We start from the raw sequence: 12,195 nt of genomic DNA on the forward strand, positions 1-12,195 counted from the left end.
ATAAACCTTATTATTGTGTATATTTTCAGAAAGTTTTTATGTTAATAAGGTTTTGAAAAACATTTACCTTTAATCTTTAAGCAATTCCTGATAAAAAATCTTAGCAATTAAACTTCAAAGAAAATTCTTTGAAAAATAATTGAAGAGGATTAATATCCTGTAACTATAAGGTAATTTGAAGGGGAGGTAATATAATGGGGGAATCCAATGGGTGTATGAAAGCTCGAACATTAGAATTACTAAAAGATGAAGCAAACAAGATAGAGTGCTTACTTATGGGATAAAAACAAAATGTTACTGTTTTAAAATCTCCACTATATGAAGAAATCATTGATACACAAATTTATCGGTTATCGAAAATTATCGAATTAGTAATTCGTTTGAATTTAGTAGATGAAATAGAAGAAACACGACAAACACAAGAGCAATTTCCTTAATGCTTCCCTTTGTGTCTGTGTGATAAAATCTAACGTCCTCGAGACTGCTACTTTTTTCAACAATCGGGCCAATTTAGAAGCAATTAATTCACCTGAAGGTGCGTTGAAGACGATAGAAGAAGGTGGCAAAGAAAGAGAAATACACGTTTATGGTTCTTATGAGGTTAATGATGATTTGGTTTTGATAGTTTTTAAAGGAGCAATGAACGATAACGATATTTGGGTCGCTGATGTCCATAACCAAGACGGTCAATAGTCTGCAGAAGAAATAGTTTTAATGAGCGGACCCTTTGAAGGGAAGGTAACATCCACCAAACCGTAATCAGAGATGATGATTATGGTTATGGAAGCAGAAAGAAAAGGTCAATGAACTTCGCGGACTATGCCAAAATGAATCAATTTGATTTGGATTTATAAAATGCTTCATTAAATACATAGAATTGAATGAATTGGTTTAGTTGGAACGCCGTATGATTCGAAAGTTTCACGTAAGGTGTGAACAGGGGGAAAAGGGAGCGATAACTTCAAACCCTTACCTATCTGTATAAAGAAGGATACTATGTTTGAGAATGAAAAAGTTTTTAATTTTTTAGTTGACTCTAACGTTCCGTGATAGCTTAGCCTGATAACTCCTTATTTTTATTTTGAAGTATATATAAGAAAAAACGAACCTAGAGAAGACTTGGGCTGATTATTTCTATGAACTTATGAGCTAACGCTTCGTATAAAACGATACAAGAAAGACATACTATTCCTACGGTAAAATTTCCCATGGTTTTCGAATGTATATTAGATAATAAATTCCAATACTAGGTCCTAAATCCCAGGTCTTAAATTCTAGTGTACAAGATCTAAGCCGAAATCAATCGCAGAGAGAGGTATAAAAATGGACAAAGAACGGCAAAATGAGGCAGTAAATTTGGAGAATGAAAAGGATCAACAGCTGGAGTCCTTTCGTGTTGATCATACAAATACGAAGCTTACGACTAATCAAGGGGTACGCGTCTCTGATACGGATAACTCGCTTAAAGCGGGTGAACGAGGCCCTACCCTAATGGAGGACTTCCATTTCCGTGAGAAGATGACGCACTTTGATCACGAGCGTATTCCAGAGCGTGTGGTGCATGCACGTGGATTTGGTGCACATGGCTACTTTCAAGTCTATGAACCAATGGCTGAGTTTACGAAGGCTAACTTCCTACAAGACCCATCAGTCAAGACTCCAGTCTTTGTCCGCTTTTCCACTGTTGTCGGTTCACGAGGATCAGCCGATACAGTTCGAGATGTACGTGGTTTTGCGACCAAGTTCTACACCGAGGACGGCAATTACGATTTAGTTGCTAACAACATTCCTATCTTTTTCATACAGGATGCAATCAAATTTCCAGACATTGTTCATGCACTCAAGCCGGAACCACACAATGAAATCCCACAAGCTTCTGCAGCACACGATACCTTATGGGATTTTGTGGTGAACAACACCGAGACGGCTCATATGATGATGTGGCTACTCTCCGACAGAGCGATCCCACGCAGCTTTCGTATGATGGAAGGTTTTGGTGTTAACACATTTAGATTTGTCAACGATCAAGGGAAGGCCAGGTTCGTCAAGTTTCATTGGAAGCCTTTGCTCGGTGTTCATTCCCTTACATGGGATGAGGCTCAGAAGCTTGCGGGTAAGGATCCAGACTTCCATCGAAAAGACCTGTGGGAAGCGATCAACATGGGCGAGTATCCAGAATTTGAATTTGGTGTACAAATGATTGAGGAAAAAGATGAGTTTACGTTTGATTTCGACATTCTTGATCCAACTAAGTTTTGGCCGGAGGAAGTTATCCCCGTCAAAATAATTGGGAAGATGACGTTGAACCGCAATCAGGATAACTTCTTTACTGAGACGGAGCAGGCCGCTTTTCACGCTGGTCACGTCGTTCCAGGGATTGATTTTAGTAACGATCCACTCCTGCAAGGACGACTTTTTTCCTATACTGACACTCAACTTCTGCGCTTAAGCGGACCGAACTTTCATGAAATTCCGATTAATAAGCCGATAGCACCTGTAAATAATAATCAACGAGACGGGTTTCATCGGATGACGATCGACCGTGGATCTGTGAGCTATTCGCGGAACTCGCTCCGGGGAAATTCACCAGAGCCTGCCTCGGATAAAGAGAATGGATACGTTCACTATAACGAGAAAGTCGAAGGTCAAAAAATTCGTAAACGTAGCGATAGCTTCAACGATCATTATCAACAAGCGACTCTCTTTTGGAATAGTATGTCAAACGCTGAAAAGAAACACATCATCAAAGCATTCCACTTCGAGGTTGGGAATGTAAAGGATATAGCGATCAAGCAGCGTGTAGTGGAGATGTTTAATAACGTTGACGGAGAATTAGCGAAACAGATTGCGATAGGTATTGGCGTAAATCCACCGGAAACTCCTGGTGGGACTGGGGTTACGGCTTCTTCACCGGCAGTCAGTCAAGAGAATACATTCAAGGGCGCACTAACCAGGAAGGTAGCGATCTTAGCTGATAACGGCTTTAATGCTAATGAGGTAATGGAAGTCATCACAGCCTTAAAAGGTGCTGGGATACACGCTGACATCATTAGTAAGAACTTGGGGATGATCACAAGTGCCGACGGACAACAATTAGAGGTTAATAAGAGTTACGCCACTAGCGGAGCGATTATGTACGATGCCCTCTATGTTGCAGGAGGCGAGCAATCATTAGCCAATTTAATGATGTACAAAGAAGCAAAGGACTTTGTTAGTGAAGCCTTTGTACACGCGAAAGCGATCGGGGCAACAAATGAAGGGATCGATTTCTTGACTTTCGCGGAGGTCAAGAACGTCATTATAGCAAGACCAGAGACTCAAGCACAGGTGTTCACCGATATGGGGATCGTTACAATCCGCAACGCTACCGACTTAAGTGCCTTCACCGAAGAATTTATCCACGCTATTTCTCAGCACCGTCATTGGTTGCGAGAGGATCAAGATGGAAAATTGACCGGTTGACCAGCAGAGCTAAGTAGTGCGTTAAACAAGGAAACCTCTCAAAAAAGTATTTATGTCCTTTAATCATTTTGGGCATAACCAAGACGTAGGACAGCCTGCCACCTTGTTGTAAGTATAATTAAAAGACTCTTTATCGTTTTATGTTAAGGTTCCTTCCATTGAACTTCAACTTCAGCCGTGACGTAGCAGGACTAATTGAAGCTGCGGCTAACAACTTTTATTTGAGGCAGCAAGGATACAGTACTGCAGAGGAGTTTATGAGCAGGATTGAGGCGGATTTGTCGAATACAAGAAATGAAAAATAAAAGCAAGTGGTCGGTTATATGAACTAGATTAACCGCATCATGGGTCTGTACCTGGATTTTTAAAACATATAGGCTCCTGTTCCTCAGTACAAAATGTGCTAGAGGGCAGGAACCTTTTTCATGTATCAAAAATTCTCTAGCAGCCTTCCAGCGCAGGTCCGATGCGGAAGTCTGGTTTCAGCTAATAGATGTGTGGGACGAGGGACCTGTCCCTGAGAAAGATTCTAGCTTGGCTTTTAATCTATTTTCATCTACGATAGATTAATAGAGTACAGCTTTGTAAGGGGATACAGATGAAAAAGATTCTAGTTTTTGCGATATGGTTGTTTCTGGCTCTTATAGGAACAAAGGTACAAGCTGAAGAACAATCGATCCTTGTAGTTGGTTATGATCCCAATTTTCCTCCTGTACATTTTAGTCAGGATCAAGAGCCTGTTGGTTTTGCTGTAGATATAATGAATGAACTAGCGTTACGAATGGGAACGGAGATTAAGTATATTTCAGTACCACAAAAAGAGGCTATTGAAAAACTTCAAAATAAACAAATAGATATTTTGTTAAGTGCCTACTTTAATGAAAAGCATGCTGAAGTGATGGAATTTTCCGATTCTATACTAGGAACATCGATTGGACTACTCGTTCATGAAGAGAACGAAGAAATTGAAGGTTTAGCTCAATTAACGAACGCGGTGACTGCGCTCCAAAGCGATACACTTGAATACGAGTTTTTACGTAACATTCGTAGGATCAAGTATCATGTCGCAAGTAATCAGGTGACTGCATTAGAGTTACTATTTAATGGTCGTGCAAATGCATTTGTTGGGAATGTGATAACAGCCCAATATATTTTAGAGCAAACAGGTAGGCAGGATGATTATAAAATTGTCGGCAATTATCTGCTCCCTATCGAATATACTATGGCTGTTCAAAAAGAGAATTATTCACTACTTAGTCAACTAAACCGTGCCATTCATGATATAAAAAGTGATGGCACATATAGTGCCTTATATGTGAAGTGGTTTGAAAGTGAAAATGAATTAGCGGACCGCTTATGGATGGTTATTCAAATCATTGGATCGTTGCTCTTTTTCGTTATGATCCTTTTTTTTATAGGGATACGTTGGAATAGGAAGTTACAAAAAGAAGTCGCAAAGAAAACAACTGTCTTAAACCAGATGAATGTCAAACTTCAAGAGAAAATTGAACAAACAAAAAATAGTGATGAATTCCAGAAGCAAATACTAAATAGTAGTCCGCGTGGAATTGCAACGGTTAATCAAGAAGGAATCATCACGTCTTTTAATACGAAAGCTGTTGAAATATCAGGAGAAATAGGTCAAATTGTCGGTCTTCATTATGAACAAGTTCTGTTGTTGCAAAAACTGTTAGAGGATCGTTTTACTAAAGTGTTTCAAACAAAAAAAGTATTCTTAGGTGAAGAAACTGTATGGGAGCGAGATGAACAACGTACTTACTATTTACGTTACTATGTTTATCCTTTATATGATTTTGAAAAGCGTTTAAATGGACTGATTGTTACATTTGAAGATATTACAGAAGAAAGAAAGTTACGTCTTCGAATCTTTGAACAAGAAAAGAACCAGGCTCTTAGTAGAGTTGTTGCTGGGATTGCACACGAGATTCGTAACCCACTAACATCAATCAAGACATTTGCTGAGCTGATCCCGCGCAAATATAATAACGAACGGTTTCAAAAAGAAATTTCCACCTATGTACCTCAGGAAATTGAACGAATCAATCAGTTGATTGAAGGATTAATTGATTATGTAAAGCCTAAACAGTTAAATAAAGAATTGATTGATGTCTCATCAATAATGAAAGAATGTACGATTTTATTTGAACGTACGGCTCTTAATAAAGGAATCTTTTTGGTGTGTGAAACAGAAGAAGATCTCTGGATTGAAGCCGATTCCAATCAGTTGAAACAAGTTATTATCAATTTAATTATTAATAGCTTGGATGCCATGAGCACTAGAGATGAAACAGAAGATGGTTTTTTAAACTTAACAGCGTATTCAAAGGAAGAAAGCATTGTCATGAAAGTGTCAGATAAAGGTATTGGCATGACTGAAGCCGAGCAACTCCAAGCGTTCGAACCTTTTTACACAACAAAAGAAAAAGGAACCGGTCTAGGCTTAGCGATAGCGAACCAATATGTCCATGAAAATAAAGGGAAGTTAGAGATGGATAGTAGGAAAGGGAAAGGTACGACCATTTCGTTAACATTTTCAAAAAAGGATAAAGGGTGAGTTTATGAAACGGATTATAGTGATCGATGACGAAGCTTCAATTTGTTCTTCTTTGGAGTTTGCTTTAGAAGACCAATATGATGTAGTGACAACGACAAAACCAAATGAAGGGCTAAAATCGATTGAAGAAGAGAGTTATGATTTATGTTTGCTAGATTTAAAAATTGGACAAGTAGATGGTCTAGATGTATTAAGAAAAATCAAAGAGGTTAGTCCTAAGACTGTTGTTATTATGATTACAGCTTATGGAACCATTTCAACTTCTGTCAAAGCGATTCAAGAAGGCGCTTATTCTTATTTAACAAAGCCGATTAATATTGAAGAGCTCTATTCCATTACTCAACAAGCACTTCATTACCAGCATTTAAATGAACAAGTCAATTATTTAAGTCAAGAATTAAAGAAAAAATATAGCTTTGAAGGAATTATTGGGAAAAGTGCAACAATGGCTTCTGTTTTTAATCTGATTCGAAAAGTAAAAGAAGTAGATTCTAATGTGTTAGTTGTTGGAGAGAGTGGGACTGGTAAGGAATTGGTTGCTAGAGCGCTTCACTTCTCTGGGAAGCGCAAAAAGTCACATTTTGAAGTCGTGAATTGTGCTGCCATCCCTGATCAACTTCTTGAAAGTGAGTTATTTGGTTATGATAAAGGGGCTTTCACTGGAGCTGTCTCTAGTAAAGAGGGAAAGTTCCAGCTAGCGAATGGAGGAACGATTTTTCTAGATGAAATCGGAGATATGTCACTTTCGTTACAAGCAAAACTCCTACGAATATTACAAGAGAAAGTTGTCACTAAGCTTGGTTCTAATAAAGAAGTTAACCTAGATGTGCGTGTCATTGCGGCAACCAATAAAAACCTTGAAGAAGCGGTAAAAAACGGAGAATTTCGCGAAGATTTATATTTCCGCTTGGATGTTATAAAGGTACCATTGCCACCTTTAAGAGAAAGAAAAGAAGATATCCCATATTTAATTCAATCCTTTATTAAACAATTTAACTCGGAGATGGGTAAAGAGGTAAAAGGATTGACGAAAGAAGCAAACCGAATGTTATTGAACTATGATTATCCTGGTAACATTCGAGAACTATCCAATATTATTGAATCTTCTATGGTTCTTGCAGACGATGAATACATAGAAATGTTAGATTTACCACAGCAAGTAAGATCAATCCAATCAGTTGAGCGAATAGAAGGAGAAACGATTCTTGATTTTGTAGGGCTTCCTTTAAAAGAAATGGAGAAACAGTTCATCTTAGCAACGCTTGAATCAAATAAAGGTCATCGAAAAAATACAGCTTCCATGCTAGGGATAAGCGAGAGAGGATTACGTGATAAGTTGAAGCAATATGAGCATTGAACTACCCGCCATTCATCTCCCCCTTACCGCTGGGCTAAAGCCCTTCCCGCGTTTGAAGAGGGAGTCTTCTGTCGGATAATGATAAAAAAGCGGCAAAAATTGCAGTACGGCAATTTTTGCCGCTTTTTATCCGGCAGAAATGTATGCGTTAACTTGAAAACGTATACATTTCTGCAGTTTGAAAGTTGGCACGGGATTTGCATTAAAGAAGGTGGAAAGATAAAAAGGTATAGGGGGAATCATCTATGAAAAAGTTTTGCACGTTGATTGTTGCATCAATGCTTGTTTTTTTAACTGCATGTGGAGGCGAAGGTACTACAAATCCAGACGCTGAGGAGACAGAAGGAACTGAAGTTGAAAGTGAAGCAGGTGACATGGAGCTAGAAGATTTATTTGTAACAGTAGCAACTGGGGGGACGTCTGGGGTGTACTATCCAATCGGTGGTGCGATTTCAAATATTATTGAAACTGAACTTGGAATTGATTCTTCTGTTCAAGCAACAGGTGCATCTGTTGAGAATGTTAACCTCTTAAATACGGGTAGAGCCGAACTTGCCATTACGATGGCCGATACGGTTTTACAAGCTTATGAAGGAAGCGGTGCATTTGAAGGAGAACAGCCAATTGATTCATTAAGAGGTTTAATGGCACTTTATCCTAACTTTGTTCAAGTTGTAACAACTGAAGCTTCAGGAATTAAAAGCATTGCTGATTTAGAAGGAAAAAGCGTAGGGGTTGGGGCTGCGAATTCTGGAGTAGAGTTAAACGCACGTATGGTTCTTGAAGCGCATGGAATGACTTATGATGATGTTGACGAAGATTACTTATCTTACAGTGAAGCAATTGATCAGATCAAAAACGGTATGATCGATGCAGCATTTGTAACTAGTGGTGTTCCAAATGCAACAGTTATCGACCTTGATACAACACATACAGCTAAAATTCTACCGATTGAAGGCGAAGCGATGGATTACTTAATTGAGAACTATCAGTTCTTTTCAAGTGAAATGATCCCAGCAGGTGCTTATGGAAATGAAGAAGAGATTCCAACAGCCGCTATTACTAATTTATTGCTACTTTCAAATGAAGTCTCTGAAGACGCTGGATATGAAATTACAAAGGCATTGTTTGAAAGTCTTGAGCAAATTCAAGGATCTCACAATGCTGCAAAAGATATAACGTTAGAAACCGTTGACGTTGGTATGCCTATTCCATTTCATCCAGGAGCTGAGCGTTACTTTAAAGAAGTGGGAGCATTAGACTAATATATTTCTTGAGAGCTGACTCTTTCAATAGCGCACTACCATTCCTGAAAATGGACGGTTTGTTGAATGGAGTCAGCTTCTTATTTTTAAGAAGATAGGGGGTTGTGAAATGAGAATCTGGTTCGTATTCATTCTATTCATTTTATCGGCTTGTACGAATCCAGATAAAATGACCCTTATTGTTCAGAGTCAAGAAAATGGGATTATTTATAACAAAGTGAATGATCTCAAAGCTGGAGATACATTCACAATCAAGTGGATTCATTCTGTCGAGAAAACGCCATGGCGTGAAACGTATCAACTTACGACTGAAGGAAATCTTTTATTAATAGAAACAGCGTTTACATCATTTGGCGCAGGTGTTCCTCATCAAAAAGGAACCATGAGCGTAGAAGATGGAGAAGTGATCATTCGAGATATAAATGAGAAACTATCTGTGTTCCGATGGATTCATTCACAAAATGTTAATTTTGAGCTTGAGATTAATGAATCAACAGTTTTTGATGCGGAAGACCTGCCCCACCATGAAAGAATGGAAATATTTGTAGAGAAGAGGTGATTGTCATGACAGAGCGTTCAACTATGGACGAACCTCAAATGACAAAAGAACAGCAAGCAGTTTTAGAAAAATACGATACAGAATCACGCTTTCGAACTTTCTCCAACAAGACGGTTGGAATAATTGTTTCGATTATTGCAATTTCTTTATCTCTTTATCATATGTATACGTCTTATTTTGGAACACCAGCTACGTTGCAACATCGTTCCTTGCATGTTGCAGCGATCTTAGCTCTAATCTTTTTATTATATCCGCCGTTTAAAAAAGCAAGTCGAACAAAGGTTCCTTGGTATGATGTGATATTCGCTCTTATGGCTGTTTCGACATCTGTCTATATCTTTGTTGAGTACTTAGGGATTGTGAACCGAGGTGGCTTACCAAATAATTTTGATTTATTATTTGGGGCTATGTTAGTTCTTTTAGTATTAGAGGCATCACGTCGTGTAACAGGCTGGGGTTTACCAACGATGGCCGTTATATTCTTTTTATATGGATTATTTGGCCGTGAATTTTCAGGAATTTTTCGCCATCGTGGTTATACCTGGGATGAACTAGTTAATTTTATGTATGTGACTACAGAAGGGGTTTATGGAACAGCAATCGGCGTTTCAGCTACCTACATCTTCCTCTTTATTCTATTTGGTGCTTTTCTATCGAAATCAGGGATGGGACAATTTTTTAACGATATGGCATTAGCGATTGCTGGGCAAACGCGAGGAGGACCAGCAAAAGTATCAGTTATTGCAAGCGGTTTCTTAGGGAGTATTAACGGGGCAGCTGTTGCTAATGTGGTGACGACCGGAACTTTTACGATTCCACTAATGAAAAAAATTGGGTACAGTCGTAATTTTGCTGGAGCTGTTGAAGCTGCTGCCTCTGTCGGGGGACAAATTCTACCACCAATTATGGGGGCTGCTGCCTTCATAATGGCTGAAACATTAGGGATTCCGTACAGTCAAATTGCTCTTGCAGCGTTATTGCCAGCGTTACTCTTCTATCTAGGGATTATTGTTCAAATTCATATTCGCGCAACAAAAGAAGGATTAAAAGGGATTTCTAGAGAGAACCTTCCAAGAGTCATGGAAGTATTAAAAGAGCGGGGGCATCTGTTTATCCCACTTATCTTTCTAATGTATATGCTGTTCTTTAGTGGACGCACGATTATTTTCTCTGCGTTCCTCACGATTATTATTACCGTTATCGTTGCGATGGTACGAAAAACAACAAGAATGTCAGTTCGAGATATTACTGATGCATTGGAACAAGGGGCGCGGACATCTATAGGGGTAGCAATTGCCTGCGCTTGTGTTGGAATTGTTGTTGGTGTGGCAACAATGACTGGTTTTGGCTTGAAGTTGGCAAATGGGATTGTCGCGTTTGGTGGTGAAAGCTTATTTTTAACCCTTGTCTTTACGATGATTGCATGTATCGTTCTTGGAATGGGGCTACCAAGTATTCCAACGTATATTATTACGGCAACAATGGCTGCTCCTGCACTTATCACACTAGGTATTGAGCCATTAGTTGCACATTTATTCGTTTTCTATTTTGGAATATTTGCAAACATTACGCCACCTGTTGCCTTAGCTGCATTTGCAGCTGCGGGGATATCAGGGGGAGATCAAATGAAGACAGGTTTCTTATCAATGAAATTAGCCGTTGCTGGATTTATTGTTCCATATATGTTTGTTTACAATAACTCCCTTCTGTTGATTGATACAACCCTTATGGAAGGATTGCTAGTTGTCATAACAGCGGTCACGGGAGTTATTATGCTAGGAACGGCAGCAGAAGGGTATCTATTTGCTAACATAAACCCCATTTTACGTTTGCTATTATTTGGAGGATCCTTGTTATTTATGAATCCCGTTTTAATACAAGATATAGCTGGATTTGCCATTATCGCGCTAGTTGTAGTAATTCAATGGAAAAAAGGAAAGAAGAAAACATCTGTTCAAACAAGTTCCATGGCGATGTAGGGGGAAAGTCATTCTTTATAAATAGCAAGCCTATGCATCTAGATGCATAGGCTTTTAAACGGTACATATAGGCGTGGGTCCCTTTGCTTTCCTAATGAAACTAGATTTATACTGGTTATTAGTTATTTGCGCTTTTTTAATTGTATTCATTTCAACAAGAACACCAGTACAGATTCTTTTCAGGTCAGTGATAAAATAGTGTATGTATTGTGTCATCATTTTTAATTTGTATAATATATTCTTATTAATGAAAGGCAGACAAAATCTATCCTCGGAGATGACCAACATGGAAGCAATCATTTTAGCTGCTGGTTATTCCAGCCGGGCGAATGCATTTAAAATGACTTTACCAATGGGGCAAATGACAGTATTGGAGCAAACGATATCCAAATTTGAAGGATTATGCAGCAGGGTTATCGTCATAGGTGGGTTTCAAGCAGAAATCATTCAAGAAGAAGTTATGAAAATCAATGAAAAAAATGCATACTCTTTTCAGATAAAGTTTGTATTTAATGAAAACTTTAACCAAGGAATGTTTAGTTCCATTCAAAAAGGTTGTATTGCCGTTAACGATTCTCCCATTTTTATAACACCCGGTGATTGTCCTATGGTCAAAAAAGAGACCGTGCAACGACTAGCTGAAGAAGAAGGAAATATGGTCATACCAAGCTTCAAATTTAAAGGAGGCCATCCTATCAAGATATCAAACGAAGTCAAACAGCAGATTCTCAAAACAAATCCAAAAAGTAATTTGCGTGTGGTTCTTAACCGTTTTGAAAAGAAATACGTCAATGTCGACGATCGTGGAGTAATAATGGATATTGATACGCCAAATGATTACCAAAAAGCCATTGATTATTATAAAGCTTTACTTTCTCATTAATTCTATCAGTATTTATTAACGCAGCGTAATTCGATCAGCTTTCATGGCCGAATTACGCTGCGTTTATTTGTTGATTTTTCGATTAAGGAAAACAACGAAATTCTTAAAGAGTGTG

General features: G+C 38.5%; 8 protein-coding genes and 2 pseudogenes. All 10 read left to right on the plus strand.

The window, feature by feature from the left end:
* Window positions 1-299: 299 nt before the first annotated feature.
* Window positions 300-437, plus strand: a pseudogene (locus SAZ04_RS23510) (DUF1507 family protein); the annotation flags it as partial.
* A gap of 19 nt (window positions 438-456) precedes the next feature.
* Window positions 457-693: a hypothetical protein gene (locus tag SAZ04_RS14575; RefSeq protein ID WP_332696359.1), complete on the plus strand. Its 237-nt coding sequence runs from the start codon at window positions 457-459 to the stop codon at window positions 691-693.
* Window positions 694-1,323: 630 nt separating this feature from the next.
* Window positions 1,324-3,462: a catalase gene (locus tag SAZ04_RS14580; protein ID WP_332696362.1), complete on the plus strand. Its 2,139-nt coding sequence runs from the start codon at window positions 1,324-1,326 to the stop codon at window positions 3,460-3,462.
* Between the two features lie 142 nt (window positions 3,463-3,604).
* Window positions 3,605-3,767: pseudogene (locus tag SAZ04_RS14585) on the plus strand (HPr(Ser) kinase/phosphatase); the annotation flags it as partial.
* A gap of 293 nt (window positions 3,768-4,060) precedes the next feature.
* Window positions 4,061-6,037, plus strand: coding sequence for a transporter substrate-binding domain-containing protein (locus tag SAZ04_RS14590; RefSeq protein ID WP_332696365.1), 1,977 nt, complete (start codon window positions 4,061-4,063; stop codon window positions 6,035-6,037).
* A 4-nt stretch (window positions 6,038-6,041) separates the two neighbouring features.
* Window positions 6,042-7,394, plus strand: a complete 1,353-nt coding sequence (locus tag SAZ04_RS14595; RefSeq protein WP_332696367.1) for a sigma-54-dependent transcriptional regulator — start codon at window positions 6,042-6,044, stop codon at window positions 7,392-7,394.
* A 245-nt stretch (window positions 7,395-7,639) separates the two neighbouring features.
* Window positions 7,640-8,659: a TAXI family TRAP transporter solute-binding subunit gene (locus tag SAZ04_RS14600; protein ID WP_332696371.1), complete on the plus strand. Its 1,020-nt coding sequence runs from the start codon at window positions 7,640-7,642 to the stop codon at window positions 8,657-8,659.
* 109 nt (window positions 8,660-8,768) lie between these two features.
* A complete protein-coding gene (locus SAZ04_RS14605; protein WP_332696374.1) occupies window positions 8,769-9,218 on the plus strand; it encodes a DUF1850 domain-containing protein in 450 nt (149 codons plus the stop codon).
* 5 nt (window positions 9,219-9,223) lie between these two features.
* Window positions 9,224-11,197: a TRAP transporter permease gene (locus SAZ04_RS14610; protein WP_332696377.1), complete on the plus strand. Its 1,974-nt coding sequence runs from the start codon at window positions 9,224-9,226 to the stop codon at window positions 11,195-11,197.
* 286 nt (window positions 11,198-11,483) lie between these two features.
* The gene (locus SAZ04_RS14615) at window positions 11,484-12,080 is read left to right on the plus strand and encodes a nucleotidyltransferase family protein (RefSeq protein WP_332696380.1); all 597 of its coding nucleotides are present in this window, start codon (window positions 11,484-11,486) and stop codon (window positions 12,078-12,080) included.
* The last annotated feature ends 115 nt before the right edge of the window (window positions 12,081-12,195 follow it).

It is taken from the genome of Halalkalibacter lacteus, assembly GCF_036663595.1.
Taxonomy (GTDB): domain Bacteria; phylum Bacillota; class Bacilli; order Bacillales; family Bacillaceae_D; genus Halalkalibacter; species Halalkalibacter lacteus.